The following is a 22039-nucleotide window of genomic DNA, read 5'->3' as shown; positions in this document are numbered from 1 at the left end:
CCCTTTCAGTCTCAATTGCAGTGCGAACGGCCCGGAATACGCTGGGCTACGAAATCAACGCCAAGGCGAGCAGCCCAACCAAGACCACAAGCAGCAACGCCAAAACGCCGTAGCCCTTGCTCCCGAGCCACCACGCCGCATCGCCCATAGTGCGCGGGGCGGTCATGCTGCCGCCTCGTCGCCTGAAGGCGGCAGCTTCTCGCCGGTTGCTTCGTCGTAGCCTGGGGGGAAGCGCTTCATGAACCATGCGCCAAAGCGTTCCACGCCATCGATGTTCACGGTGTAGAGCTTGATCTTCAGCTTGTGGTCCGAGGCAAAACTCAGATTTGCGGCAAGTTCCGGGGTGTCGTTGTCAGCGAAATACCAACTCGGGTCGATGCGGCGGGTTGTATTCGGACAAACAAGCTCAGCAGCCATCGCCTCGGGAGGGCACCGGCAAGACGACGCACCCGGTGCGTTACCTGCCCATCGCGGCCAGCTGGACTCGTTGATGATCCAACGCTTCACCGCTTCGCGCCAATCCTTCTCAGCCGGTTCAAACGGGCCAGAGTCCTGCACCAGGACCGGCGCAGCGCCGGTGAAATCCTGTTCACCGAGCCATCGCCATGCAACTTTCACATACCTGGTCGCATAGTTGTTTTGCTTTCGAACCTTTGCGCAGTAGGCCTTGGCGCTGAACGTGATCACGGCTGGATCTACGCCAGCGCCGATCAACTTCGAGAATTCAGTTTCAGCCCGCTCTTGCTGTTCGTCCGAGTCCCTACGTGGATATTCCTTCCAAAATTCATTGAAACGATCACGCTCTGCCGGGCTCGCGCCTTCGCGGGCCGGCCCAGGTCCGTGGTCCTTGGTAGGGGTACTAGGTACTAGGTCAGCATCGGAGCCTCGCGAATCCTCGCGAATGATCGTCTCGTCCTCTCGATATGGCGGCAAGCGAGACGCTGACGGACGATCAATCTTCTGATGTTCCAACCACTTGGTGATTTCTAGGTACTGCGATCCACCGACCTCATAGCGTCGGATACATCCCTTGCCGGCGAGCTCAGTCAACCAACCATCGATCAGCGATGCGGCGTCCTCATCGTATGGATACAGAAGGCTCGCGAGCAATCGCGAGGCAGCGCGAGCCCTCCCTGCATCATCTGCGATCGTGAAAAGCTGAATGAACAGCAACCTGGCGTCTCGAGACAGAGACCCGATCGTCTCAGACTGCGGCAGTTCTGGTTTTATGGTTCTGATGCGCGCCATTACCGGCCCTTGGTCAAGCTGGTGACGTTGGAGTTCTCCGCATAGTGCTCTCGCCACGCCCGGAAGACCTTGATCTCCCGCTCCCAATGCGGGAGTCCGATCAACTCGGATAGATCATCGACGGTCGGCTCGGCGCCGTCCCCTGCGCAGTTGCGAATGAAGTAGTCTTTGAAGGCGACGCAAAACATGCACATCGCTTCGATCGGGTCGACGTCAAACCACTCGCCCTCTAGTCGGTGATCGGCGTAGAAGGCGTGAAATGCCGCTTCGAAAGAACGCGCGATCTCTCGTTGCGGTGTGTTAATTGCCATCGTCGCCCGCAGTTTCACATGCGACCCGGTCTGAATTGACGCCAGCCTGGCGGCCATATTGCCAGTGATGCCTATCTTGATGGGTCGCAGCGGTTCATTCTCGCGGCCGAACGGCGAGATGATGTAAAGATAGACCCCATCCTTCGGCATGTTTTCGACGACCAATGGCATCAGAGCATCCCCAACGCGCTTAAATAGGTCTCCAGGATCGTTTCGCGCTCGGCGCGCTCGTTGGCGTCCTGCTTGCGCATGCGGATAATGGTGCGCAGCGCCTTCACGTCGTAGCCGTTGCCTTTGGCTTCGCCGTAGACGTCCTTGATGTCGTCGGAGATCGTCTTCTTTTCTTCTTCGAGGCGCTCAATACGCTCCACAATCGCCTTGAGCTGGTCCTTGGCGAAGCTGTGGGTGGCCGCTTTCTGCTCGATTCCTGTGTTGTTGACGGCGCTCATTTGTTTCCCCCAAGTGCTGCATTCGCCTCGGCGATGCGCATTGCCTCACTGAACGGCGCCACGATGGGCCCGCCGAGCTCCCACGCGATCACGCTGTGATCCGGGCTGCTGTCGTCCATCCCGACGTAGCTCCAGCCCACGGCGTACCATTCAGCCACTTCGGCATCCGGTACCGATATCGTCTGGAAGCGCGCCTTCTCTGCTGCTTCGGTCATGACGCCTCCGCGAGTTCGGCGAATGTTGCGAGGAACTGCGCTTTGGCTTCCTCTGGCGACCAGAACTGAAGTGTCACGCCTAGCGGGCTGGTATCCGTCGACCATGGCACTGGCGCCGGCTCCATATTTTGGGCCCGCTCGTCAGTCAGGATTGCCATGTCGATGCGCTTCACCTCATCCGGCATGCCGAGATGAAGATGAAAACGCACCTCAACGGCACGCATGATCTTGTCCTCAGCCTCACGGTACCCGACTAAGAATGGCTTCAGCGGGCGCGGCACGTCCACCAAGTAGGCCTCGCTGGCATCGTGCAGCAGCGCCCATAGCTTGTTCTGAGGGCTGGCGACGCGCGAGAGCAGGACTGAGTGCTCTGCTACGCTGTAGAAACGACGGCAGTGCCCGCCGAACCGGCACAGCATCGATAGCGCGTGCGCGATGTCTTGGATTTCAACCTCGTGCGGCCGAGGATCGATGGGCCAAAATTGTTTCCCAGTTGCCGTTTGAATCCAGTCCCCGCGGACACTACCGCCCACGAGATCCGCAGCAGCGGTTGCTACCTGTGCTGCTTTCATGCTGCCACCTCGTCAAATTTGGTCGCCTCGTTACCCCATCCGTCGAAGCCGGGGCGAGTCTCTCGGCTGAACAGATCGGCGCGGCGGAGCGCATTGGGCGTGCTGGCCACGACGTGGTCGTAGAACTCGACCGGCTTTCGCGAATGCTCGCGGGCGATTCCGTCGAAGCGGATGTCGTAGATGTCTGTCGACTCCAGCGCGCGGTGCCCGGGATTGCCAGCAGTGCAGACCAAGATCGGCTCATGCATGGTGCGGACGCGATAGCCGGGGCCCATACGAACTGCGCCATTCACCGTCGTCTTGCGCCACGACATCTCGGTAATCGGCGTGAAGCCCCAAGCCTTGGCGACTTCCTGCGCCTGACACGTCGCCATGGCCCAGCCGCATGTCCACAGCAGCAGCAGGCAGTCGCCGCTGGCCAACTGGCCCACCGGCAGCGCCTTGATGGCGTCCAGTGACATGCAATCATACTGTGCCTGCGGAGACTTGCCCTCGCCTGCCTCGGATCGGAGCTCGAACGTCCATGGCGGGTCCGCTACGATCACGTCATAGCCGAACATCTGCATGGTGCCGAAGGGCCAGTTCACGCGCGCCTCCCGTAGAACAGGCCTGAGGCGTAGACGGTGTACTTGTGGCGATGCTTGACCGGATCACGGGACCGACGGGATTCCTTGGTCTCGACGATCACACCGTCCTTGATTGCTCGGATCCAGACAGCGCCGGCTGAATTCGGATGGGACGGCTTCGCCTTGATCAGCGGCAGCACGTCATCGATGAATACCTCGCACTGGCGCAGCGCCACATGACGAATGGCAGCAGCCAGCGCCGCCGGGTAATTGGAGCCGGATAGCGTTTCGGCGAACTCGGCCTCCACCATGCCGATGTCTCGCAGTTCGCGCGCGCTGTAGTCGTCAAAGCTGAGCTGCTGCGCTTCCATCAGAGACGGGCCTCCGCTGTGTTGCGACGATCGAGGGCTGATTGTCCGGGCGCCGGGTCGCCGAGCAGCATCGCGGTGACGCTTCTTGGCGCATAGTTCCGGTGCAGCGCCGCGTCGATCTGGTCGGCGTTCGGCTGCGGCCGGGAGGCGATGGTCACGATCTTCTTCGGCTTCTCACGCCATGCGGTCGCGTGACGCTCTTTGGTGTCAGCGCGGAACTTCGCGTCGTCGACCCAGCGGATATGAGATCGAGCAGCGCGTTTGCTGCGGCCCACCTGCTGCCGGAACGTTTCATCTGACGCCTCGATCGCCATCAGATGACGTGCGAGTGCGCTTTCTTCGGCCGACCATGTCTTGTTCATGTCCGCATCTCCCGGCGATCGAGCGCGGAATAGCCCGGAGGCGGATCACCAAAGGCGACAGCCGTCAGTGAGCGCTGAGCCACGGCGCGGCGGCGCGCGTCATCCAGAAGATGCGACGGAACCTTAACCGGTCGATCCTTGAAAACGGGCAGCGGTGGCTCGGCGGCGACCAGCTTCGAGACGCGGATCTTCTGCGGCTGCTTTTGCCGTCCCTTTTTCCGTTCAGGCGCTTCAATCCCGCGCCTCCGCAGATCGTCCATTCTGATCCTGGATGCCAGGCGCCGCGTGTATGTGGCGTTCACGCCAAGCGAGGCTTGAAGCGCGACCATCTCATCGAGGCGCCCCTCAGCTAGAAGCCCCAGCAGCTGGGCGCGCTGCTCCCTTGTCGCCTTCACTTGCGTGAGCGGGCGCTTCTCACGTCCTGCTCGGCGAACGGTGTTGTAATTTTCGTAGTAGGCTTTGCGCTTTTGACGGAACTCCGCGCGCTGCCAATAAACCACGGTGACGTGATTACGGCGGATGGCACGGGCTATGGCCATCTTCGTCATGCCTGCATGCGTCATCTCGGAGATCGCTAACGCACGCGCGACCGTGAACCGCGGAGCACGGAAGGGACCGAAGAAATCTTCCTCCGACACTCTGGTTCGCTTCAGCACATCAGCAATGATTTCCTCCGCGCTCATGCTGCTTCGACGCTCCGGCTGAAATTGGTGGCGTTCATGCCGCGACGGCCGCCGACGACCTTGAAGCGCTGGCTGGTGTCCTGCGTATGGGTGATCTCGTGGTGATGCCCGCACCATGAAGCGCCTGGCAGCGTCTCCGTGCCACAGCACAGGAAGTCCGGCGACGCGCCCTCAATGAACCGGCACTGATTGACCCGATCAGTGCTGAACGGCCGCAGATCTCCGAATGGGAGGTTGAGCGAGCCAATAAACGGCGCTGGCTCGATGACAGGCTCCGGTGCTCGGATGACGATCTGCTTCGGAAAGACTGGCTTAGCGGGACGCGGCTTACGACCAGTCGGCTTGCGGCCTGCTCCGGGCATTCCCCGGCGCTCAGTCTTAATGCCAAGCCGATGAGCGCGCCCGATGGCGGCATTGCGGGAGAAGGTCGTGGCATAGTCGGCGTTAATCTGCTCTGCCGCTGCGGAGAATGATCGCCCAAGATCGATCAGACGACGCAAGTCGCTATCCTGCTCAGGTGTCCATTTCGGCGCGCCGCGCATGTCAGGCCCTTCCTTCGGCTTCGTCATCGTCCCCTCCCCGCGTAGGCTCGCTTGGCTGGGGCGGCTTTGGCCGGAGCCATGGAGCGATCTTCAACGCGCACCACGTCCTGATGAAGAAAGCCCAAGGCAGTCTCCGTCTGAGCAAATTTGCGGTTCTGAATCGTCTGTGCATCGAGGTCGCCTTTGATACGGCGGCGTCCGCTGACGTCGGCTGGCCGGCTGGTTTCGAGAAGGAGGATTTCTTGGTCGAGCTCGGCGGCCTGACGTCGGCGCGCGGCGGTTGCGATTACCCGCTGCGCCCACCACCACCATTTCGGCTGCGCGCCATCCATCAGGATCTGGAGGACCTCGAAGCCGTCCTCGGACTGCAGCATCAACTGCAATTCCTCGATCGTGTAGCTGCGAGCATTGGACAAACGGTGCTTGGCGACGCGCTCGGTGCAGTCGATAAGGTTTGCGAGAAAACCCCACGTTTTAAGGGGCTGGCGAGCTTTGAAGAATTCCGTAATCGCCTCATGAAGTGGGGAAACGATACCCAAAATGGGATTTTGTGAACCCATTTTGGCACCCCCGGAATTCGACATGTCAGCAGTAGTGACCGATGCTGCACGCATGATGACTTACGCCCCAACAGTTGATTTGGAATTTGAAAAGCTCTCGCTCACGGCGACGCTGCGCAACGTGATGGCGTTCTTGGAGAACAGGCCGTCGGCTTCGAGAGCATCAACGACTTCGTCAAAAGAAAAAGCGGAGCCAGTCGAAGCCAGCCCCGCGAGTGCCGGCGCGGGAGTATTGAACGCCGGGGTTGGAAAAGGTGCGGCGACCGCTTGGGGGGAAGCAGTCGCCGCGCGCACACCGGCCTTGGAGGACACCGAAGTGCGATCTGAATGGGAACGGATGCGAGCGCCCGTCATGCGGCACCCAACAGGCGCGCAGCGATGAGAAGTGCCGACATACAGAATGCTATTTCACCGGCGAGCTTCATGCTGCACCTGCCTGCGCCGGTGCGTTCGATGTCTCACCGATGCCAAAGAAATCGTTGGGTGCGACATCACCGTTGGTCTCAACGCTGATCTTTTCCATCGTCAACCGGTCCGGCACTCGCCGGCCCGTTTTGAAGCGAAAAAGAGTGACCCGCGAAACGCTGATGCGTCGCGCAAACTCGTTGTCAGGGGTGCCAGTAACCGTGAGCCATGCGTCGAGTTTCATACCTTCTCTTAGTGTCCATAATGGAAACTGTCAATCTAATGTTTCCGTTTTGGTAGCTAGAAAAGGCTTCCGCAGTGGAAACAATGCGGTAATGGCACGCAGAGCTTCCCCTCCTGAAAATCCGACCGGCCTTTATCATGCACGGGAATACCGCCGCATGAGTCAGGATGAACTCGTGCGGGCAAGTGGCGTGTCGAAGGGGCAAATCAGTAAACTGGAGCGGTCCGCAGGTCCCAATTCCCGAGAGCTGACCCGCGCTTGGGCGGAGAAATTTGCAGCCGCGCTCCGGATGCCGGCCGATCGCATCATGTTTTGGGACAAGTACGGACCACCAGACGAGGACGATAGCGATCACCTTCCGTCCGAATCCGTCGCCGAAGCGCTCACGTCGTCCGCGGCGCCTCGCACGGTGAAACTAAAGGGGTATGTCGGCGCAAGCGGCGAAGCTGTCTATTACCGTTTGGCAGATGAGGATCTTGAGGAAGTGGAAGCACCAGAAGGGGCCACCGACCACACAGTGGCCGTCGAGGTGCGAGGTAAAAGTCTCGGGCCGGCGCTCGAGTCGTGGCTCGTTTATTACGACGACGTGCGATCCCCGATCACGCCCGACATGCTCAACCAGCTTTGCGTTGTAGGCCTTGCTGACGACCGGCTGCTAGTGAAGCGCCTAGAGCGCAAGGATGGACAAGTCGTTCTCGTATCAAACAATGGCGACCCAGACATTACCGGCGCTGTTATTGAATGGGCCGCCAAAGTAACAGCGATGAAGCCGCGCTAAGGGGAAACATCATGGGGTTAAAGGCCAATTTGGGCGCCTCTCTGATGATGGCATGTATGGCCGTAGCGACGGCCGACCAGGCCAACGCAGCTTCTGCCGATAAGCGCTCGTTTCCAGCCAAGGGAACTAAGACCTGCCGGATTACGCAGTATTCGAGCAAGTACCAATCGGAGAAAGGCAATCCGAGCACACGAACCCTGCCGCGTCCGTCGGTGAACAAGAACGGCTCCGTCGATATGGGATTTGCCGAAGACCTATATCCAGGGACGAAGCTCTACTTTCTCATCGACGGCCGGCGCTATGTCGGCCCAGCTGGATACAAGGTCGGCCTCGACAAGCGCGCGGTCGAGGCTTTGAAGAAGGACCCGGTTGTCCAATACACGTTTACGCGCTGGCCGTACCGGAATGAACTTAATGGCGCCGATGTGATCGAAGGCTTTGACGCCGCGTACCAAGATTGCCTTCAATTTATGAAGAGTGGCGCATAGTCCTTGTCCACCGCCCATACGCCGTGGTGGATGAACGGAATCTGGGGAGATCCAAATGGACCCGATGGAAGCCCTAAAGCACGTCAGAACGTTTATCCGAGTAGCGGCTCAGACGGACGACGTCGACGCGATCCATAGGAACCTCAAGGAAGCCGAGACACTCATCGCAAAGGTGCTGTCGCCTGCCCGGCAACCGAAGAGCCTGCCGGCGTCTAAGAAGCCCGCTTCGCCGCTCGACAAGATTTTGGATGAGCCAAGGATCGGGCTTGGGAATGAGCAGAATGCCCGGGAGAAAGCGAAAAACCGAAGCAGTTAGCGGGCGGCACTCGTGAGAAGGCGGCTGAAGGTATAAGTAGCCAATGCCATCGAATGAGATAGTGTCGCTCTATCGATTCCCGCCAAAGATGCACCCCAGATGATCAAACTGCTATCGACTGAAGACGGTTCTTGGCCAGCGCTTATGGCTAAATGGAAGCAGCAGTGCGAGGAATTTGGTCAGGATTTCGATGAGTTCGCACCGGCCTCCTTTTCGGTATTGAACCCGCTTGCCACTAATGGACACCACAAAGCGGCAGTGTATGGCTTCTATGTCGGAGAGGAATGCTGGGTGGTGTGTGAGGTAAACCATACCATGCTACCCGGATATGACGGATACGTCCTCCGGGTTCGAAACATGACATTTGCGCCGCGGTTCGATTTCGAAGATGTTGAGGTGGACGCCTACGGTCGCGTACTTACAGGACTTTTTGGCGGCGTTCTCGCCCTGTCTCATGATGTCCGCAAGGCGCCCCACATCAAGTTCCACCTTCGGAGCCCGGCGGATCGGACCTTTTTCCAGGCTCTCACGGAGCCTTTACTAAGAATTCAGGAATTTGACAGCGTGTCCGTAAAAGGTGCATGGCTGTACGTAACAAAAAAGCAGTAGAAGACTTATATGTGTGAAGTAGCCATGGAGGGCACTGTCGTGAACCCGTTTGAGAAAACCGAATTTAGGGAATCTCTGAAGAGCGCTTTTGTGGAGGCCATCCACAAGATCGGATATCGCAACTTCAAGAAAATCTCGTGGTTCGCTTCGAACGAAATGGCTTCCAGCGAAGAAATCCGCAAGGCAGCCTGATCCGCTCCTGCAATCAATTGCACAGCCCGCCCTCACCCGGCGGGCTTTTTGCTGCCTGTTACCCTGCGAGGTAATTCCCACCGCACCATGCGGCTGAAGAGCGCGTTTGAATTAGTTTCCACATCGGAAACTTTCCGGTTGACGTTTAGTTTCCAATATGGATACTCTCTCCCATCATATCGGGAGAGCGACATGGCGAAAGCCGAGGTTGGGAAGAACGAGCCGAGCACACCAGTCGCTCCGATCGTCCTCGTCAAGGCGAGCGATCCAGACCAGAAGCCGGTACTGTTCGCCTGCGGAAAATGCGGTCATCTCTATTCGCCGCGCATCTACGCCTGCAAGGAAGAGATCGCACTTCAGACCGCGCGCGACGCCGCGACCGACTGTTATAACTGTAAGACGCATAGCTCTTGTCAGCACTGCGGCGCGCAGTGTGAAAAGCTATGGACGGCGTGTGAGGCATGCCGCCGGGCGAAGCGCCTAGCGAGCGCCAAGCAAGTTCCCCACGGTGAGATTGAAGAGTGCTTCGGGTTTGACGGAGGCGAGTTCTACCGCAGCCCGGTAGACGCTGCCGACGACGGCGAGGACTGGGTTTACGCCAGCACGTTCCGGACGTTCTCGATCGATGGCGAGCGCCTCGACGAGTCCATTCTCGACGACCACCACGAAGATGCGTCGATAGATGACCTCGTTGGGCATGCCGAGCTTTGGGCCGCCATAGAGAAGTTCAACGCCGCCCAGACGTCCGGCTCATTTGACCAAGATCAGTTCCGTATCGCGAATGTCGCAAAGCTCCGCGACCCGCAGAACCATGATGCGGCCGCTGCAGGTGCCGCATGATCCGCGCCGCCTCCACTCCCCGCTATAGCGATTTTCGCCAAGACGAATTGGTGCGTTACGCCCATGGCAAATGTCGGGCCAAGCACCGGCCCGATGGCGCCAAGCTCCGATGGTTTCCGCAGATTGGCAGGGACATCGTCAACGACTCCGAATTTCCAAATGGTCACGACACCAATTTTGATGCCGTGAAGCGCGCGCAAGAAATCCGAGAGCACTGCCTGGAGCTGCTCGGCGAACCGAACGGGAGCGTATGATGCGCATGTCCGAGGAATTCGCGCGGCTTGATGAAGAAGCCCGCGTCCACGAAGGCCCAGATCAAGAGCCGGATATCGCGGACATCGTCGCCGTCGCGGTCCCCTTCCTCCTCGAATACATCTGCTATGCCCTCGCGGTCGCATGCTGCCTTGTTTGGATCGCGATCGGCAGCACAGGGGGGCGCGTCTGATGCCGCGCGCCTCCGCCAAGAAGCGTCGACAGGCCCCGCCCGCCAATGTGCTGGCAGGCCTCTCCCCTATCGCGCTGATGCTGCTGGACGCCGGTGCACGCCATCCACATGGCCGCCCGAACCAGCTTCGCCGCGAGGACGATCTATACGCCCGCGAACTGGAAGAGCTGCGCGAGCGTGGCCTGATGCGCTGGGTCGGCATCGACCCAATGATCACCGAAGAAGGCCGGGACGCCGTCGGCGCCGATCCACAGCTTGGCGATGCTCGCTGGAGCGAATGGAACGCCGAGCGGATTCGCGCCAAGAACGCGACCAAACCGGTCGAGCGCGTCTCCGTCACGCGATTGGCCAGCGAAGACCCGATCACCGACATGAACTATCGCATCCTCCGAACCATGAAGATGGCGGCCGTGGTGTTCGTGCGGATGAGCCCCGATCTGACTGCAAACGGCAAGGTGTTTGCATCTCGCGATGGCTCGCTGTCCAAGAAGTTTTACTTCGACCCGGGGAAGATGATTGAGCAGCCGGAGACGCGAGACAACCTTGTGCTGGCGCTTCTCAGTCGCGGCACCTGCCGATGGATCACCGACACCTTTGCCGGCACCAACATGTTCGGGTGCACTCAGCCGCTTGTCGGCGATCAGTGGACCGAGCGCGACCTGAAGACTTGGGCATCGCTCGACCGTCGCGCGGGCAGCATCAACGTCCGCATCGCGAACGGCGGCAATCGTACCCATCAGCGCGGCCAATATGGAGCGACAGCATGACTGTTCATATCCTACGCTTGCCTGCGTCGAGCGAAGAATGCGCCGAGGAATTCGGGCGGGATCTGTGGTTCCGGCGCGTCGACCCGTCCGACCCTGAAGCCTGCGAGGTCGAATTGCTCGATCTCTACCCGCACCGGCGGCGCGAAGTCCTTGCCAACAAGGACGGCGCAATGGACTTCGCCGCGCAACTTTACCTCAACACCATTCAAACCGCCGTCACAGAGGAGATTCACTGATGGACTTCGCACTCTTCATCGCGGCTGTTGCACTCGGAGCCACTGGCGGCGCGCTCGTCACCTTCGCCTGGTTGTCTGACCGCCTTACACCGACGCCGGATATTCCGGCCGGCGCCGTGACTGTTGAGGATATCGCGCGCGGAGCTGGCGTATGAATATCCGCGGGCAGGAACGCCGCGAATTCCCGCTGTCGGTGCGCAAGGCCGCGTTTAAGCGATGCTGCCGCGATGGCACCCCACACTGCGAAACGTGCGGGTGCGAGCTCAACGGCCGCACGTCGACGATATACGAACACGTCGTCCCCGACGGACTCGGCGGCGAGCCGACGCTCGACAATTGCAAGGTCCACTGTCGCACCTGCGCCGACGTCAAGACCTTCACCGAAGACAATCCGCGCATGCAGAAGGCCGATCGCGTACTGAAGAAGAACCACGGCCTGCGAGCGAAGGGGCATGGCGGCTTCCCCAAAGCGAAGCCTCAGAACCGCGCAACCGGCGGCGTCGACAAGTGGCGGGGGTACGCGCGCCCTTCCCATGACCAAACAAGCACTGGAGACGCGTCATGAACCAGTCCGTTCTGGTGAAGCGCCCTGTCGCATTCCGCCTGCCTAGAATGGACAGTGCGACCGCCGGTCAGACCCTCTCTGCTACCGAATGGCGCTACTTCACCGATGAAGCTGAGGCTTACAGAGAAGCCGAGGCACTCGGCATCGACTACCAAGCCCTGTTCGTTCGCGACGGCACCGTGATCACCTTGACCGAGGCTGAGGTTCTCGAAGCCGCCATCAACCGCATGGGGTGGCCCGAGATCCACGCGTTCAATGACGAGCGCCGCCGCGGTCAGGACATCTACGAGGATGCGGGCGGCTTCTGGATGCGCGCCATCCGCCGCCTGTTTGGCCTGCCGTCCCCCTATAGCGAGATCGAGACTTATCAGCAGGCCGCACGACGCATGGTGGCTGAGGCTTCCGCAGTCGGCTCCCATGAGGAGAAATCCCATGATTAAGCTCACCCCTGCGCAAATCAGTGCGCTGAACGATTGCAACGAGGCGGGCTCTCTGTGGCGGAAGCCGGAGAACTACTGGCGCTGGCTCAGAACTTTGCCAAACGGGCAAGTGTATATGGCCGCCAGTAACCCCACCATCTTCGTTCTAAGGAAGCAGAAGTTGCTTCGGTTGTCTTCGGAGCACGAAGTGAAGTGCACCGACGCCGGCCGCGCCGCCCTGGCTGAGGGAGGCGCAAAGTGAGCGAGCTTTTGCCCTGCCCGTTCTGCGGCGGTAATGCTGAATTGCAGCAAAGCAAGGACCATGGATTCGTCCGCCGTTTTGTCTATTGCCAGCCCTGCGGAGCCAGGAGCCCCAACTATCACGAGGATGGCAACGCCACGTATTGGTGGAACACTCGCCACCCTGCCCCAGAAACATCGTGCTCGGCTTCCGCGGTCACCATTGACCGGAAGCATTATGACGCGCTGATCCATGAACATCAGGAGCTAACGGCCATCCGCACCACTGCCATGACGGCAAGTGCGGAGCCTATCGCGCCGAAGTGCAAGACGATCTACGTCAAGCCGCTGCGAACGCTTGTTGCAATCGATGAGCGTTTTGCAGATCGCATTCGAGACCTGCTGAATGCCACCCCACCCTCAGACGCCGCAAGGGAGGCGCTGACAGCCGACGATGCGTGGCATGAACTGGTCGAAAAAGACGACCGCAACTCGCCGGAGGAATATCCGGAGATGTGCCTGATCACCATTGAAGAACTGCGCAACTTCATGGATCGCGCCGCCCTATCTGCAGCCCCCGTCTCGGCGTGGCAGGAGATTGATACTGCGCCGAAGGATGGGACCAACTTTGTCGCCATCTACGGGGACGATTTTGACGGCACTTTCTGGATCTTGTTCTGGAATGACACATGCTTCGAGTGCGTGTCTGGAGGATATCAGGTCGATCACGCGACCCACTGGATGCCGCTCCCTGCGCCGCCGATCTCTCGCAATGAACGCGGAGGCGCGGCCAATGGCTAAGCATGTTTGCTCAAACCGATATGCCGGAGAAGGTGCTCGTGGCGGGTGCTATTTCGAGATCGAGCCGGCGGACGGCAAGCGAAATGACATCGTCAATCTAAACGTTGGCTGGTCATGCGTCGTTGTCCATCGCGACGACATCCCCGTCACTTGGCTGTCTGAAGTGATTGCCATCGCTACAGCCCATGAAGGTGGCATCGCTGGTTTCTTGGCCCATCACAACTACGGCGGCGGATACGCTCTCCAGTGTGATCCGGCCCCGGGCCATAATGAGACGATGGCCTCCCAGCCTATTACCGGAGAACGATCGTGAGGCCCACACCGCCGGATTTGATGCCTGCCTATGATTTTACGCGATTTCCTGATTTGGCGCGTGAAGTTGAACGCATGGCATCAACGGGGAGCACAGGATCTCTGGTTGATTGGGATCGATTTTTGAATGCTCTGAACTCCGCGCTTGCATATGCATGTGCACGGGTTGTTGAAGACCACGCAGCATCTCATCAGCCAGGCTTACACGACGCAATTAATGAATCTTTCCACGTCTACTCAAACGATGATGAGATGCGCACAGCCTTCGTTCAAGGCGCTCTCTACCAGATGAAAAACACCGCGCAACCCAGCTCCGAGTTGCCGGTCAAGGAAGGCGGCACCAATGGCCTTGCATGAGCAATGCGTCGGTGCGACCGATGAATGGTACACGCCGGCCTACGTCTTCGAAAAAATGGGTTGCCAGTTTGGTGACGACGTTTCCAGCCCCGGCCAGCACGTTACACCGTGGATTCCGGCATTACGCTTCATCACGGAACGAAGCCTCGAACTATGCTGGCGTGGTCTTGTATGGATGAACGCTCCCTTCGGCAGCCGAAACGGCCTGACGCCTTGGCTTGAGAAGTTTTTCGAGCACGGCAACGGTATTGCCCTGGTGCCGGACAGAACGTCAGCACCTTGGTGGCAGCGATTTGCGGTCGAGGCCGACGCCATCCTGTTCGTATCACCAAAGATCAAGTTCATCGGCGAGGATGGCCGGCCCGGAAAATCACCTGCACAGGGCACAGCCTTGTTCGCTGTAGGTCCCGAAGCGGTCGAAGCGCTGAAACGCGCGGCTGCGAATGGTCTTGGTGTTCTCATGGCTCCCGCGTTTGTTGGGGATCACGAGACTGGTGGTGCGACATGATCATCTGGCTTGATCACAAAATCTTCGGCAACGGTCACGGGCTCGCGTCACCGTATTTCGACGACAAGTTCTATTGGCTCAGCGGCCAGCTTTACACATGGATGGGCGGTTTTGGTGCACAGCTTCACAGCATTCAATGGCGCCACCCTCTCGCCGGCGAACGCCGCAAGCTTTTTGGCTATGAATTTCAGGTATTCCACAGCCGCCGTCAGTTCCTCTGGCTCTGGCGGGATCGATGGTTCGCCATTCCGACCCCGATCGGCCGCGTTTACGTCGCTTGGGCGCGCGTCGATCTCCCGCGCGATCTCGACAAGGCCAATGCTGAGCTACGCCACATGGAGATGCAGGTTGGAAGCGCGACACCAATCCGCAGCGAGAAACTGTGGAGGCCAGCGGTGATTGCGACGGAGCGCCAGGCATGAGCAGTCTATATAAGCGCGCAAATCCATCGCAGAAACGCATCCTCCGTGTCGTTGAAGGTGCAGTCAGAAATGCAGCCCACGCGCATTCGGATATTATCGTCCCAAACAGTTTTGCCCGCTCGGTAGCGAAGCGGGCAGCAGGAACACTGACGGCTCAATGGCCTGATGTGTTGGCGGCTGGCTTTGACGAGCCGTCAGATCGTGTTGGTGCAGATATTTCTTGGACTGCCCAACCACAGGGCGCTCAACGTCTCAAGCGCGCTGGAAGGGGATCGCCTCACCCGCTAAGGCGATCCCCGCTTCCAGTTTTATGGAAGACGCTATCGGCGCAGATCCGGCCGATGCGCGAAGCCGGTCAGTCGGAACGAGCCGCGGCCTTCATCGACGTTCTCAAATTGATTGCGTCCATGCAGCGCGATGGTGTTTCCGTCCCCTCTCACGAGGGCGAGACGTCGTGATTATAGCCGCACAGCATAAGCCCGGACATCCGTTACCGTCCAATACAGACTACCAGCCGACATGCGCGTGGCCAGAGAAGTGCTACGTTCAATGGGGTGGATCAGGCGTCGTTCTGTCCGCCGATGGCAATTATCGAACTGCGTTCTTCGAGGCATTTCCAGGAGACAATGCGGGCGGTTTCCTGCGCGGAGAAGGCAGAACGATTGCCGATGCGGAGGCCGCCTGCTTCCGCCGCTACGTCAAGGAATCTGCGTGCAACCATCGATGGGGCCGTAAGAAATACTTGAACGGCGGGGCGATCTGCTACGGCTGCGGTGCGTTTAAAACCGTCTTCAAGGCGGTTCATGTCTTCGGCGAGTGGCGGAAACCGATCTCCAAGGACGAGGCGTGGATGTTGAGCTTGCCGCCTATCGATCCTGCGGCCGACCTAGACGGGCGCCGCCGCAAGCATCGGCGCAGCTTGGCACTTCGCCGGACCGTCTTTGGTGAAGACACTTCCGCGCCCCTTCCGCAGAAACTCGGGGGCAGCCCATGATGCCAGCCGACGACGAGATGATCACGCTGAAGGAGGCTTCGGAAATCTTCTTCCGTGGTAAGCGCACGCCCGGCGTCTTGAAGGATCAGGCGCTGCGAGGCAACCTTGCCGCTACGAAGATCGGCGGCAGGTATTTTACGACGATCACTGACTTGAAGGTTATGGTGGAGAAATGCCGCGTCAAAGCAGAGGGCCGCATCTCTGGCTCGACAAAGAGCGAGACCGATGGACAATCATCGACCGTAAGCACCGTACTCGCACTCCGTTCTCTTCAAGAGAGCTTCCGCAAGCCGAAAACGCGCTCAACAGCTATCTCACCAGCAAACACACCGTCGCCAAAAGTGACCAAAACCCGCCACTCGCAGACCTTTTGAAGGCCTATCTCGTGGAGCATTTGCATCAGATCCCGTCCGGTTCGAACACCGAATACAACGTCCGCAACTTGTCAAAGTGGTGGGGGTTGAAGCGGCTCGAAGACGTGACCGCGGCGAACTGCATCGCATATGCCGAGACAAAGAACCGGCCTGGAGCGCGCAACGATTTGAAGGTGCTGCGATCGGCGATCAATCACTGGCACGCATACCACGGCCCGCTGAAAGCCATCCCGCCTGTGAAGCTCCCCGCCGCGTCGCCTGCTCGGGAGCGTTGGCTGACCCGATCTGAGGCAGCCCGTTTGCTTTGGGCGGCCCGGCGGATTCCGCGACTGGCACGGTTCATCGTCATCGGATGGCACACCGGATCGCGCTCGATCAACATCTTCGGGCTGCGCTGGGACATGGTGAAATTTGAAAGCAACATAGTGCTTCGACGGGCGCCGGGCGTGGCTGAGAGCCACAAGCGCACCCCGCCTGTCCGTGGTGGAGAGCGGTTGATGGCGCACCTGCGACGCTGGAAGCGGCTGGACGAGGCAGCCTTCGCCAAGGCAAACGAGGCTCGAGCCGCGCGGGGGGACGCGCCGCTGAAGCCGTGCCCCTATGTTATCCACTGGAATTGGCAGCCCGTGGCCAAGCTACAGAAGGTCTGGCCGGCCGCCGTGAAGGCCGCTGAGCTTGGAAAAGACGTAACGCCACACGTTTTGCGGCACTCAAGAGTTACGCATTTGCTGAAGAACGGAATTTCGATCTGGGACACGGCCAAATCGGTCGGAATGACTGCCGAGATGGTCGAACGCGTCTATGGCCACCACCATCCCGACTGGCAGAAAGGACCTTCCCAGGTACGTTAGATTACCGTAGGATTACCGAGCGACACTTCTAAATTCAAGAAATGCCTTATTTAAATGGTCGGAGCGAGAGGATTCGAACCTCCGACCCCTAGTCTCCCAGACTAGTGCGCTAACCGGGCTGCGCTACGCTCCGATGGGGCATCGTGTAGCTTCGATCCGTCCGAGGCGCAAGAAGGCTGAGCGGATTGAAACGGATTGGTTGTGGGACGGTGGCTAGCCATCCTTCATCGCCGTATCGAGCGCCCGGCGCGCCGCCAGCAGCTCCTCGAGCACGGCTTCGAGCCGTTCGCGCTCCAACCGGCGCTGCGGGTTTGGCCTTGGGCTCGGGACCGCAGCCGGTCTTGCGCTCTGCGTCGGAGCCGTCATCGCCGGTTCGGGCCGCCCCGCAACAGGATTTGCCAATACGGGGTTTGCCCGCGACGGCGGCCGCTGCAGCTGTGACTCCGCACGCGGCGACGTCGATGTCATCGGAGGTTCGCGGCGGGCGGCGACGGGAGCGGCAGCAGCTTCCTCCTCGTCTTCTTCCTCAGCCTCTTCGTCCTCCCCCTCTTCGCCGTCGTCTTCGTCGCCCTCTTCTTCTTCCTCGTCCTCGGCGCCTTCGGCGTCAGCTTCGTCTTCGGCTTCTTCCTCGATGTCCTCGTCGCGTTCAGCCTCGTCCTCGGCTTCTTCTTCCTCATGATCCTCTTCGGCCACGGGACGCTTCGCCTGGACGCGCGGCGCGATAGCGGCAGAGGTCGGCGCGAAGCTCGGCGCAGCGTGGCCATCGACCAGCCCCTGCACCGACTTGATGCCGTTCTCTTTCAGGATTCGTTGCACGCCGCGGATGGTATAACCTTCGCCGTAGAGCAACCGGCGGATGCCGCGCAGCAGATCGACATCGTCCGGACGATAGTATCGCCGGCCGCCGGATCGCTTCATCGGTTTGATTTGAGTGAACCGCGTTTCCCAGAACCGCAGAACATGCTGCGGTATATCGAGATCGTCAGCGACCTCGCTTATGGTTCGAAACGCATCCGGCGCTTTGTCCAAGTGCAGGATCCCTGTGGTTCGCCCTGTGGTTCACCAAAAGCGTTTTCAAGCGAAGTGGCTACCGGTTCGCGTGAAGAAAACGCGTCAAAACAAACGCTAGTCGTCGTGATCTTTACCGTTGCCCACTGCGGTACTGTCGCCATTGATCCGCTGTTTCAGGATCGCCGACGGCTTGAATACCATCACTCGCCGCGGCGAGATCGGTACTTCTGTGCCCGTCTTCGGATTGCGGCCGATGCGCTCGCCTTTTTTGCGCACCATGAAAGAGCCGAACGACGACAGCTTCACTGTCTCGCCCTTCTCCAGACAATCCGTAATTTCTTTCAAAACCAGTTCAACAAACGCGGACGACTCCGTGCGCGAGAGACCTACCTTTTGGTAGACCGCTTCGCACAGATCAACGCGTGTGACTGTTTTTCCCGTGCCCGTCATCGCCTGCCCCAACTACTCTCGGCGAACCAAATTCGCGTCAGAAATTAGGAGGTTAACGCGCTCCGGTCAACAGTCACCATCGATGCAAAGGCATGGAAAATCATGACAATTTGAGATGTTGTCGATCTGCATCATCACCGGCGCATCACCAGCGAATGAGTGCAGACCCCCAGGTGAAGCCGCCGCCCATGGCTTCGAGCAGGACGAGATCGCCCTTCTTGATGCGGCCGTCATTGACCGCCACCGACAATGCGAGCGGAATCGACGCCGCCGACGTGTTGCCGTGAAGATCCACGGTCAGCACCACCTTTTGCGGTGCAATATGCAATTTGTGCGCGGACGCATCGATAATGCGCTTGTTGGCCTGATGCGGCACGAACCAGTCGATGGTTTCGGCGCTGGCGCCGGTGGCTTTGAAGGCGTCGACGATCACGTCGGTGATCATGCCCACCGCATGTTTGAAGACCTCACGGCCTTCCATGCGCAGGTAACCCACCGTCTGCGTCGAGGACGGGCCGCCATCGACAAACAGCTTTTCCTTGTGCCGGCCGTCCGAGCGCAGATGCGTGGTCAGCACGCCGCGATCGCTGGCTTCGCCGGCCTGGGTCTGTGCTTCCAGCACCACCGCACCGGCGCCATCGCCGAACAGCACGCAGGTTCCGCGATCGGTCCAGTCGAGAATGCGCGAGAAAGTCTCTGCGCCGATCACCAGCGCGCGCTTGCCGGCGCCGGTGCGCAGCAGGCTGTCGGCGGTGGTCAATCCAAAGATAAAGCCGGAACACACCGCCTGCAGATCGAACGCTGCGCCATGGGTGATACCCAGCGCGTTCTGCACCGCAACGGCCGTTGCCGGGAACGTATTGTCCGGGGTCGAGGTTGCGAGCACGATCAGGTCGATGGACTGCGCGTCGACGCCGGCATTGGCCAGCGCCGCCTGCGCGGCCTTGATCGCCAGATGCGAGGTGAACTCGCCGTCAGCAGCGATGTGGCGCTGCTTGATACCGGTGCGCTGGACGATCCACTCGTCCGATGTGTCAACCTTGGATGCCAGTTCGGCATTGGTCAGGATCCGCTCCGGCAGGTAAGAGCCGCAGCCGAGCACGACCGAACGTATCGCAGTCACGAGACAGCCTCCTGCGCAGCCGGGCTCGCAGGGAGCGCTTGGCCGTCGCGGTTGAGCATTTGATTGATCTTGGTGAGAAGGTCGTAGCGGACCATGTCGTAACCGACATCCACCGCATAGGCGAAACCGTCGGCATTGGTGCCACCGTGGCTCTTCACCACGATGCCGCGCAGGCCGAGAAACACCGCGCCGTTGGACTTGTTGGGATCGACCTTGTCGCGCACCGCCTTGAAGGCGTTCTTGGCGAACAGGTAGCCGATGCGCGAGCGCCAGGTGCGCGCCATGGCATTGCGCAGATATTCGGCGAACTGCCGCGCCGTGCCTTCGGCCGCCTTGAGCGCGATATTGCCGCTGAAGCCTTCTGTGACGATCACGTCGGCATCGCCGCGGCCGATGCCGTCGCCTTCGACGAAGCCGATGAATTCGAGCTGCGGCAGATTGGCGGTGCGCAGCAGTTCGGCGGCATCGCGGATTTCGTCGCCGCCCTTGATTTCCTCGACGCCGATATTGAGCAGACCGACCGTCGGCCGGGCCAGATCGAACAGCGCGCTGGCCATGGCGCTGCCCATGACAGCGAGAGTCTTCAGGTGGTTGGCGTCGCCGCCGATGGTGGCGCCGAGATCGAGCACGACGGAATCGCCGCGCGTGGTCGGCCAGATCGCGGCCAGGCCGGGACGCTCGATACCATCGAGCATGCGCAGGCAAAAGCGCGCCATCGCCATCAGCGCGCCGGTATTGCCGGCGGAGATCGCGACATCGGCCTCGCCCTTCTTCACCGCCTCGATCGCCAGCCACATCGACGAGACCTTGCGGCCACGGCGCAGCGCCTGGCTTGGCTTGTCATGCATGCTGACGGCAACGTCGGTATGGATCACCTTCGATACGGCCTTCAGTGCCGGATGATTGGCGAGTTCTTTCTCGATCAGCGCGCTGTCACCGAACAGCAGGAACTCGCTGTCGGGATGCCGGGTCAACGAAATCGCGGCGCCGGGAATGACCACCGATGCGCCGATGTCGCCACCCATGGCGTCTAGCGCGATGCGAACCTTTTTCGGCATGGACGTTCCGGAAACCTGTCTCTTGCGGCCTGTGACGCTCGTGGCCGCGGACGAAGTCTGCCGCATTTGGCAGCAGACGGCGAAGTTATGGCATTAACCCGATTTCGGCCGGGGACAATAGCGTTTCCGTGACCCGATACAACATCTTGACCAGGCGCTTTTGTCCCGCCAGCCGCACCGGGCGTGGAATCGGACCCCGGTCTCAGCCCTTCCCGGGCTTTTTGGATTTGGGCGTCTCAGGGGCGGTTTTCAGCGCTTTCAAGGCCGCAAACGGGTGCTCTTCCGGGTCCGGAACCTCGACCACCGGCTCGAACACGGCATCCGGCTTACGGGGATACGGGTCCAGCCCCAGAAACAGCGCGTCGGTCGCCAGTTTGCCGAGATCGATGAAGCCGTTTTCGATCGGCTCCGGCGGATCCGGGGTCTCCTCGTCGCTCTCGACGTCCTCGTCCACCGATTCGGCGAGTTCGCGAATCTGCGATGGCGGCGCGAAAATCACGTCGATCTCTTCCTCGAAATCGGCAGCCAGTGGGTCCAGCGTCACCACGCAGGTCTGCTCGACCTTGCCCCAGATGCGACCGGTCACATGCACCGTACCGCCCTTCACGGGGCTCAGCAGGAGTTCGCCTTTCACGGCGCCCACGCTGACGAGGCCGCCGAGTTCGGCGATCCGCTTGCGCTCCTCGGGCGTGGCCTCGATGTCGCGCGCCAGCCCCGTTTCCGGGATCTGGATCACGGCGATGGGCACGCTCCAGGGCGGCGTGAGATCCACGGTGCGGTCGGGTTTGTTCATGTCGTTACCAAGATCTCCGCAGGCGACGGGAAATGCCACGCGCCTGATGTCAGTGTCGTTGCATCCAGCGTGCCCAGACGGGCATTCGCCGCTTCGACATAAACAGCGAGACGCCGGGCGTTCTCGATGTCCATGCCGTTATAGATATTCTTCGACAGCGCCGCCGCCAGGGGCTCCCTGCCCGCGCCAAGCGCTGCGTCATAGGCGCCTGTCCGGCCGTAAAACGCGTCGCCGAATTCCCGCATTTTCTTCGGCACCTTCATGTCGCTGGTGCCGAGTTCGCGCAGGTTATCGTCCATATCGCCGCAGAACCTGTCGAAAAGTCCCTGCGACAACTCATCCTTGGGACTCATCCGGCGCAGCACCAGCCACAAGTGCAGCAGCAACATATCGAAACGCCCGTTTACCGTATCCGGTGCTCCCAAGTCCCGATAAAACAAGGGTTCTCGCGCCTGCGCCACGATCATGCCATAGATGGCTTCAATGGTGCCGCGCAACGGCGCCGGGGGCTTTCTGAAGTGACTGAACGGCCAGACCATCTTGGGTTCCTCAGGCGGGCCCC

At 60.1% G+C, this 22039-nt stretch carries 42 protein-coding genes and 1 tRNA gene; 23 read left to right on the top strand and 20 right to left on the bottom strand.

Features of this window, described 5'->3' with window-relative positions:
- Nucleotides 1–162: 162 nt before the first annotated feature.
- From AB8B20_RS01295 to AB8B20_RS01235, 13 genes are all read right to left on the bottom strand, one after another.
- On the bottom strand, nt 163–1248 hold the full coding sequence (locus tag AB8B20_RS01295; RefSeq protein WP_441253318.1) for a hypothetical protein: 1086 nt from the start codon (nt 1246–1248) through the stop codon (nt 163–165).
- Nucleotides 1248–1730 (bottom strand): GIY-YIG nuclease family protein, encoded by a 483-nt coding sequence (locus tag AB8B20_RS01290; protein ID WP_439071423.1) that lies wholly within the window; start codon nt 1728–1730, stop codon nt 1248–1250. Before AB8B20_RS01290 ends, AB8B20_RS01295 begins: the two co-directional genes overlap by 1 nt.
- Nucleotides 1730–2008 carry a DUF2312 domain-containing protein gene (locus AB8B20_RS01285; RefSeq protein ID WP_439071422.1) on the bottom strand — a complete coding sequence of 93 codons (279 nt, stop codon included), beginning with the start codon at nt 2006–2008 and terminating at the stop codon, nt 1730–1732. The genes AB8B20_RS01290 and AB8B20_RS01285 overlap by 1 nt, the downstream gene beginning before the upstream one ends.
- Nucleotides 2005–2223 (bottom strand): hypothetical protein, encoded by a 219-nt coding sequence (locus AB8B20_RS01280; RefSeq protein ID WP_439071421.1) that lies wholly within the window; start codon nt 2221–2223, stop codon nt 2005–2007. The genes AB8B20_RS01285 and AB8B20_RS01280 overlap by 4 nt, the downstream gene beginning before the upstream one ends.
- Complete coding sequence (locus tag AB8B20_RS01275; RefSeq protein ID WP_439071420.1) at nt 2220–2795, bottom strand: phosphohydrolase; 576 nt, start codon at nt 2793–2795, stop codon at nt 2220–2222. Before AB8B20_RS01275 ends, AB8B20_RS01280 begins: the two co-directional genes overlap by 4 nt.
- Nucleotides 2792–3382: an MT-A70 family methyltransferase gene (locus AB8B20_RS01270; RefSeq protein WP_439071419.1), complete on the bottom strand. Its 591-nt coding sequence runs from the start codon at nt 3380–3382 to the stop codon at nt 2792–2794. The genes AB8B20_RS01275 and AB8B20_RS01270 overlap by 4 nt, the downstream gene beginning before the upstream one ends.
- Nucleotides 3379–3732: a hypothetical protein gene (locus tag AB8B20_RS01265; protein ID WP_439071418.1), complete on the bottom strand. Its 354-nt coding sequence runs from the start codon at nt 3730–3732 to the stop codon at nt 3379–3381. Before AB8B20_RS01265 ends, AB8B20_RS01270 begins: the two co-directional genes overlap by 4 nt.
- On the bottom strand, nt 3732–4094 hold the full coding sequence (locus tag AB8B20_RS01260; RefSeq protein ID WP_439071417.1) for a hypothetical protein: 363 nt from the start codon (nt 4092–4094) through the stop codon (nt 3732–3734). The genes AB8B20_RS01265 and AB8B20_RS01260 overlap by 1 nt, the downstream gene beginning before the upstream one ends.
- On the bottom strand, nt 4091–4777 hold the full coding sequence (locus AB8B20_RS01255) for a hypothetical protein (RefSeq protein ID WP_439071416.1): 687 nt from the start codon (nt 4775–4777) through the stop codon (nt 4091–4093). The genes AB8B20_RS01260 and AB8B20_RS01255 overlap by 4 nt, the downstream gene beginning before the upstream one ends.
- Nucleotides 4774–5319 (bottom strand): GcrA family cell cycle regulator, encoded by a 546-nt coding sequence (locus AB8B20_RS01250; protein WP_439090628.1) that lies wholly within the window; start codon nt 5317–5319, stop codon nt 4774–4776. Before AB8B20_RS01250 ends, AB8B20_RS01255 begins: the two co-directional genes overlap by 4 nt.
- A 23-nt stretch (nt 5320–5342) precedes the next feature.
- On the bottom strand, nt 5343–5933 hold the full coding sequence (locus tag AB8B20_RS01245; protein ID WP_439071414.1) for a hypothetical protein: 591 nt from the start codon (nt 5931–5933) through the stop codon (nt 5343–5345).
- A gap of 6 nt (nt 5934–5939) precedes the next feature.
- Complete coding sequence (locus AB8B20_RS01240) at nt 5940–6233, bottom strand: hypothetical protein (protein ID WP_439071413.1); 294 nt, start codon at nt 6231–6233, stop codon at nt 5940–5942.
- Nucleotides 6234–6300: 67 nt separating this feature from the next.
- Nucleotides 6301–6528: a helix-turn-helix domain-containing protein gene (locus AB8B20_RS01235; RefSeq protein WP_439071412.1), complete on the bottom strand. Its 228-nt coding sequence runs from the start codon at nt 6526–6528 to the stop codon at nt 6301–6303.
- A gap of 157 nt (nt 6529–6685) precedes the next feature.
- Between AB8B20_RS01235 and AB8B20_RS01230 the strand changes: the two genes are divergently transcribed.
- The 23 genes from AB8B20_RS01230 to AB8B20_RS01120 all read left to right on the top strand — a co-directional run bounded on the left by AB8B20_RS01230 (nt 6686) and on the right by AB8B20_RS01120 (nt 17042).
- On the top strand, nt 6686–7306 hold the full coding sequence (locus AB8B20_RS01230) for an XRE family transcriptional regulator (RefSeq protein WP_439071411.1): 621 nt from the start codon (nt 6686–6688) through the stop codon (nt 7304–7306).
- Nucleotides 7307–7317: 11 nt separating this feature from the next.
- Nucleotides 7318–7794, top strand: coding sequence for a hypothetical protein (locus AB8B20_RS01225; protein ID WP_439071410.1), 477 nt, complete (start codon nt 7318–7320; stop codon nt 7792–7794).
- 55 nt (nt 7795–7849) lie between these two features.
- A complete protein-coding gene (locus tag AB8B20_RS01220; protein WP_439071409.1) occupies nt 7850–8110 on the top strand; it encodes a hypothetical protein in 261 nt (86 codons plus the stop codon).
- A 99-nt stretch (nt 8111–8209) separates the two neighbouring features.
- Nucleotides 8210–8719, top strand: coding sequence for a hypothetical protein (locus AB8B20_RS01215; RefSeq protein ID WP_439071408.1), 510 nt, complete (start codon nt 8210–8212; stop codon nt 8717–8719).
- Between the two features lie 9 nt (nt 8720–8728).
- Nucleotides 8729–8911, top strand: coding sequence for a hypothetical protein (locus AB8B20_RS01210; RefSeq protein WP_439071407.1), 183 nt, complete (start codon nt 8729–8731; stop codon nt 8909–8911).
- A 192-nt stretch (nt 8912–9103) separates the two neighbouring features.
- Entirely contained in the window at nt 9104–9751 is a 648-nt protein-coding gene (locus AB8B20_RS01205) for a hypothetical protein (RefSeq protein ID WP_439071406.1), read from the top strand.
- On the top strand, nt 9748–10005 hold the full coding sequence (locus AB8B20_RS01200) for a hypothetical protein (RefSeq protein WP_439071405.1): 258 nt from the start codon (nt 9748–9750) through the stop codon (nt 10003–10005). The genes AB8B20_RS01205 and AB8B20_RS01200 overlap by 4 nt, the downstream gene beginning before the upstream one ends.
- Entirely contained in the window at nt 10005–10196 is a 192-nt protein-coding gene (locus tag AB8B20_RS01195) for a hypothetical protein (RefSeq protein ID WP_439090629.1), read from the top strand. Before AB8B20_RS01200 ends, AB8B20_RS01195 begins: the two co-directional genes overlap by 1 nt.
- A gap of 77 nt (nt 10197–10273) precedes the next feature.
- Nucleotides 10274–10963, top strand: a complete 690-nt coding sequence (locus AB8B20_RS01190) for a hypothetical protein (protein WP_439071403.1) — start codon at nt 10274–10276, stop codon at nt 10961–10963.
- The gene (locus AB8B20_RS01185; RefSeq protein ID WP_439071402.1) at nt 10960–11199 is read left to right on the top strand and encodes a hypothetical protein; all 240 of its coding nucleotides are present in this window, start codon (nt 10960–10962) and stop codon (nt 11197–11199) included. The genes AB8B20_RS01190 and AB8B20_RS01185 overlap by 4 nt, the downstream gene beginning before the upstream one ends.
- Nucleotides 11199–11354: a hypothetical protein gene (locus AB8B20_RS01180; RefSeq protein WP_439071401.1), complete on the top strand. Its 156-nt coding sequence runs from the start codon at nt 11199–11201 to the stop codon at nt 11352–11354. Before AB8B20_RS01185 ends, AB8B20_RS01180 begins: the two co-directional genes overlap by 1 nt.
- Nucleotides 11351–11764 carry an HNH endonuclease gene (locus AB8B20_RS01175; RefSeq protein WP_439071400.1) on the top strand — a complete coding sequence of 138 codons (414 nt, stop codon included), beginning with the start codon at nt 11351–11353 and terminating at the stop codon, nt 11762–11764. Before AB8B20_RS01180 ends, AB8B20_RS01175 begins: the two co-directional genes overlap by 4 nt.
- Complete coding sequence (locus AB8B20_RS01170; protein ID WP_439071399.1) at nt 11761–12204, top strand: hypothetical protein; 444 nt, start codon at nt 11761–11763, stop codon at nt 12202–12204. The genes AB8B20_RS01175 and AB8B20_RS01170 overlap by 4 nt, the downstream gene beginning before the upstream one ends.
- Nucleotides 12197–12445: a hypothetical protein gene (locus AB8B20_RS01165; protein ID WP_439071398.1), complete on the top strand. Its 249-nt coding sequence runs from the start codon at nt 12197–12199 to the stop codon at nt 12443–12445. Before AB8B20_RS01170 ends, AB8B20_RS01165 begins: the two co-directional genes overlap by 8 nt.
- Nucleotides 12442–13224: a Lar family restriction alleviation protein gene (locus tag AB8B20_RS01160; protein WP_439071397.1), complete on the top strand. Its 783-nt coding sequence runs from the start codon at nt 12442–12444 to the stop codon at nt 13222–13224. The genes AB8B20_RS01165 and AB8B20_RS01160 overlap by 4 nt, the downstream gene beginning before the upstream one ends.
- Nucleotides 13217–13537 carry a hypothetical protein gene (locus AB8B20_RS01155; RefSeq protein WP_439071396.1) on the top strand — a complete coding sequence of 107 codons (321 nt, stop codon included), beginning with the start codon at nt 13217–13219 and terminating at the stop codon, nt 13535–13537. Before AB8B20_RS01160 ends, AB8B20_RS01155 begins: the two co-directional genes overlap by 8 nt.
- Nucleotides 13534–13893, top strand: a complete 360-nt coding sequence (locus AB8B20_RS01150; RefSeq protein ID WP_439071395.1) for a hypothetical protein — start codon at nt 13534–13536, stop codon at nt 13891–13893. Before AB8B20_RS01155 ends, AB8B20_RS01150 begins: the two co-directional genes overlap by 4 nt.
- Nucleotides 13880–14401 (top strand): DNA N-6-adenine-methyltransferase, encoded by a 522-nt coding sequence (locus AB8B20_RS01145; RefSeq protein ID WP_439071394.1) that lies wholly within the window; start codon nt 13880–13882, stop codon nt 14399–14401. The genes AB8B20_RS01150 and AB8B20_RS01145 overlap by 14 nt, the downstream gene beginning before the upstream one ends.
- The gene (locus AB8B20_RS01140; protein ID WP_439071393.1) at nt 14398–14823 is read left to right on the top strand and encodes a hypothetical protein; all 426 of its coding nucleotides are present in this window, start codon (nt 14398–14400) and stop codon (nt 14821–14823) included. The genes AB8B20_RS01145 and AB8B20_RS01140 overlap by 4 nt, the downstream gene beginning before the upstream one ends.
- Nucleotides 14820–15281, top strand: coding sequence for a hypothetical protein (locus AB8B20_RS01135; protein WP_439071392.1), 462 nt, complete (start codon nt 14820–14822; stop codon nt 15279–15281). Before AB8B20_RS01140 ends, AB8B20_RS01135 begins: the two co-directional genes overlap by 4 nt.
- Nucleotides 15278–15817 (top strand): hypothetical protein, encoded by a 540-nt coding sequence (locus tag AB8B20_RS01130; protein ID WP_439071391.1) that lies wholly within the window; start codon nt 15278–15280, stop codon nt 15815–15817. Before AB8B20_RS01135 ends, AB8B20_RS01130 begins: the two co-directional genes overlap by 4 nt.
- Nucleotides 15814–16191, top strand: coding sequence for a hypothetical protein (locus AB8B20_RS01125; RefSeq protein WP_439071390.1), 378 nt, complete (start codon nt 15814–15816; stop codon nt 16189–16191). Before AB8B20_RS01130 ends, AB8B20_RS01125 begins: the two co-directional genes overlap by 4 nt.
- Nucleotides 16188–17042: a site-specific integrase gene (locus AB8B20_RS01120; RefSeq protein ID WP_439071389.1), complete on the top strand. Its 855-nt coding sequence runs from the start codon at nt 16188–16190 to the stop codon at nt 17040–17042. The genes AB8B20_RS01125 and AB8B20_RS01120 overlap by 4 nt, the downstream gene beginning before the upstream one ends.
- Nucleotides 17043–17097: 55 nt before the next feature.
- Here the strand turns inward: AB8B20_RS01120 and AB8B20_RS01115 are convergent.
- The 7 genes from AB8B20_RS01115 to AB8B20_RS01085 all read right to left on the bottom strand — a co-directional run bounded on the left by AB8B20_RS01115 (nt 17098) and on the right by AB8B20_RS01085 (nt 22016).
- Nucleotides 17098–17175, bottom strand: a tRNA-Pro gene (locus tag AB8B20_RS01115).
- Between the two features lie 80 nt (nt 17176–17255).
- Nucleotides 17256–18071, bottom strand: coding sequence for a MerR family transcriptional regulator (locus AB8B20_RS01110; protein WP_439071388.1), 816 nt, complete (start codon nt 18069–18071; stop codon nt 17256–17258).
- Between the two features lie 96 nt (nt 18072–18167).
- A complete protein-coding gene (locus AB8B20_RS01105) occupies nt 18168–18503 on the bottom strand; it encodes an integration host factor subunit alpha (RefSeq protein ID WP_068730933.1) in 336 nt (111 codons plus the stop codon).
- A 145-nt stretch (nt 18504–18648) separates the two neighbouring features.
- Nucleotides 18649–19626, bottom strand: a complete 978-nt coding sequence (locus AB8B20_RS01100; protein ID WP_309944155.1) for a beta-ketoacyl-ACP synthase III — start codon at nt 19624–19626, stop codon at nt 18649–18651.
- A complete protein-coding gene (gene plsX, locus AB8B20_RS01095; protein ID WP_093759130.1) occupies nt 19623–20684 on the bottom strand; it encodes a phosphate acyltransferase PlsX in 1062 nt (353 codons plus the stop codon). The genes AB8B20_RS01100 and plsX overlap by 4 nt, the downstream gene beginning before the upstream one ends.
- 202 nt (nt 20685–20886) lie before the next feature.
- Nucleotides 20887–21477 (bottom strand): YceD family protein, encoded by a 591-nt coding sequence (locus AB8B20_RS01090; RefSeq protein ID WP_093758804.1) that lies wholly within the window; start codon nt 21475–21477, stop codon nt 20887–20889.
- Nucleotides 21474–22016, bottom strand: coding sequence for a ubiquinol-cytochrome C chaperone family protein (locus tag AB8B20_RS01085; RefSeq protein ID WP_439071387.1), 543 nt, complete (start codon nt 22014–22016; stop codon nt 21474–21476). Before AB8B20_RS01085 ends, AB8B20_RS01090 begins: the two co-directional genes overlap by 4 nt.
- Nucleotides 22017–22039: the final 23 nt, after the last annotated feature.

Source organism: Tardiphaga sp. 866_E4_N1_4, assembly GCF_052076075.1.
GTDB lineage: Bacteria > Pseudomonadota > Alphaproteobacteria > Rhizobiales > Xanthobacteraceae > Tardiphaga > Tardiphaga robiniae.
Note: the sequence above shows the minus strand (reverse complement) of the source record. Positions and strands in the feature narration are given on the sequence as shown.

Excerpts from the sequence above, each read along its gene's own strand:
- AB8B20_RS01295 (WP_441253318.1), bottom strand. The coding sequence starts at position 1,248 with ATGGCGCGCATCAGAACCATAAAACCAGAACTGCCGCAGTCTGAGACG.
- AB8B20_RS01290 (WP_439071423.1), bottom strand. The coding sequence starts at position 1,730 with ATGCCATTGGTCGTCGAAAACATGCCGAAGGATGGGGTCTATCTTTAC.
- AB8B20_RS01285 (WP_439071422.1), bottom strand. The coding sequence starts at position 2,008 with ATGAGCGCCGTCAACAACACAGGAATCGAGCAGAAAGCGGCCACCCAC.
- AB8B20_RS01280 (WP_439071421.1), bottom strand. The coding sequence starts at position 2,223 with ATGACCGAAGCAGCAGAGAAGGCGCGCTTCCAGACGATATCGGTACCG.
- AB8B20_RS01275 (WP_439071420.1), bottom strand. The coding sequence starts at position 2,795 with ATGAAAGCAGCACAGGTAGCAACCGCTGCTGCGGATCTCGTGGGCGGT.
- AB8B20_RS01265 (WP_439071418.1), bottom strand. The coding sequence starts at position 3,732 with ATGGAAGCGCAGCAGCTCAGCTTTGACGACTACAGCGCGCGCGAACTG.
- AB8B20_RS01260 (WP_439071417.1), bottom strand. The coding sequence starts at position 4,094 with ATGAACAAGACATGGTCGGCCGAAGAAAGCGCACTCGCACGTCATCTG.
- AB8B20_RS01255 (WP_439071416.1), bottom strand. The coding sequence starts at position 4,777 with ATGAGCGCGGAGGAAATCATTGCTGATGTGCTGAAGCGAACCAGAGTG.
- AB8B20_RS01250 (WP_439090628.1), bottom strand. The coding sequence starts at position 5,319 with ATGCGCGGCGCGCCGAAATGGACACCTGAGCAGGATAGCGACTTGCGT.
- AB8B20_RS01245 (WP_439071414.1), bottom strand. The coding sequence starts at position 5,933 with ATGCGTGCAGCATCGGTCACTACTGCTGACATGTCGAATTCCGGGGGT.
- AB8B20_RS01240 (WP_439071413.1), bottom strand. The coding sequence starts at position 6,233 with ATGACGGGCGCTCGCATCCGTTCCCATTCAGATCGCACTTCGGTGTCC.
- AB8B20_RS01235 (WP_439071412.1), bottom strand. The coding sequence starts at position 6,528 with ATGAAACTCGACGCATGGCTCACGGTTACTGGCACCCCTGACAACGAG.
- AB8B20_RS01230 (WP_439071411.1), top strand. The coding sequence starts at position 6,686 with ATGAGTCAGGATGAACTCGTGCGGGCAAGTGGCGTGTCGAAGGGGCAA.
- AB8B20_RS01225 (WP_439071410.1), top strand. The coding sequence starts at position 7,318 with ATGGGGTTAAAGGCCAATTTGGGCGCCTCTCTGATGATGGCATGTATG.
- AB8B20_RS01220 (WP_439071409.1), top strand. The coding sequence starts at position 7,850 with ATGGACCCGATGGAAGCCCTAAAGCACGTCAGAACGTTTATCCGAGTA.
- AB8B20_RS01215 (WP_439071408.1), top strand. The coding sequence starts at position 8,210 with ATGATCAAACTGCTATCGACTGAAGACGGTTCTTGGCCAGCGCTTATG.
- AB8B20_RS01210 (WP_439071407.1), top strand. The coding sequence starts at position 8,729 with ATGTGTGAAGTAGCCATGGAGGGCACTGTCGTGAACCCGTTTGAGAAA.
- AB8B20_RS01205 (WP_439071406.1), top strand. The coding sequence starts at position 9,104 with ATGGCGAAAGCCGAGGTTGGGAAGAACGAGCCGAGCACACCAGTCGCT.
- AB8B20_RS01200 (WP_439071405.1), top strand. The coding sequence starts at position 9,748 with ATGATCCGCGCCGCCTCCACTCCCCGCTATAGCGATTTTCGCCAAGAC.
- AB8B20_RS01195 (WP_439090629.1), top strand. The coding sequence starts at position 10,005 with ATGCGCATGTCCGAGGAATTCGCGCGGCTTGATGAAGAAGCCCGCGTC.
- AB8B20_RS01190 (WP_439071403.1), top strand. The coding sequence starts at position 10,274 with ATGCTGCTGGACGCCGGTGCACGCCATCCACATGGCCGCCCGAACCAG.
- AB8B20_RS01185 (WP_439071402.1), top strand. The coding sequence starts at position 10,960 with ATGACTGTTCATATCCTACGCTTGCCTGCGTCGAGCGAAGAATGCGCC.
- AB8B20_RS01180 (WP_439071401.1), top strand. The coding sequence starts at position 11,199 with ATGGACTTCGCACTCTTCATCGCGGCTGTTGCACTCGGAGCCACTGGC.
- AB8B20_RS01175 (WP_439071400.1), top strand. The coding sequence starts at position 11,351 with ATGAATATCCGCGGGCAGGAACGCCGCGAATTCCCGCTGTCGGTGCGC.
- AB8B20_RS01170 (WP_439071399.1), top strand. The coding sequence starts at position 11,761 with ATGAACCAGTCCGTTCTGGTGAAGCGCCCTGTCGCATTCCGCCTGCCT.
- AB8B20_RS01165 (WP_439071398.1), top strand. The coding sequence starts at position 12,197 with ATGATTAAGCTCACCCCTGCGCAAATCAGTGCGCTGAACGATTGCAAC.
- AB8B20_RS01155 (WP_439071396.1), top strand. The coding sequence starts at position 13,217 with ATGGCTAAGCATGTTTGCTCAAACCGATATGCCGGAGAAGGTGCTCGT.
- AB8B20_RS01145 (WP_439071394.1), top strand. The coding sequence starts at position 13,880 with ATGGCCTTGCATGAGCAATGCGTCGGTGCGACCGATGAATGGTACACG.
- AB8B20_RS01140 (WP_439071393.1), top strand. The coding sequence starts at position 14,398 with ATGATCATCTGGCTTGATCACAAAATCTTCGGCAACGGTCACGGGCTC.
- AB8B20_RS01135 (WP_439071392.1), top strand. The coding sequence starts at position 14,820 with ATGAGCAGTCTATATAAGCGCGCAAATCCATCGCAGAAACGCATCCTC.
- AB8B20_RS01125 (WP_439071390.1), top strand. The coding sequence starts at position 15,814 with ATGATGCCAGCCGACGACGAGATGATCACGCTGAAGGAGGCTTCGGAA.
- AB8B20_RS01105 (WP_068730933.1), bottom strand. The coding sequence starts at position 18,503 with ATGACGGGCACGGGAAAAACAGTCACACGCGTTGATCTGTGCGAAGCG.
- plsX (WP_093759130.1), bottom strand. The coding sequence starts at position 20,684 with ATGCCGAAAAAGGTTCGCATCGCGCTAGACGCCATGGGTGGCGACATC.
- AB8B20_RS01090 (WP_093758804.1), bottom strand. The coding sequence starts at position 21,477 with ATGAACAAACCCGACCGCACCGTGGATCTCACGCCGCCCTGGAGCGTG.
- AB8B20_RS01085 (WP_439071387.1), bottom strand. The coding sequence starts at position 22,016 with ATGGTCTGGCCGTTCAGTCACTTCAGAAAGCCCCCGGCGCCGTTGCGC.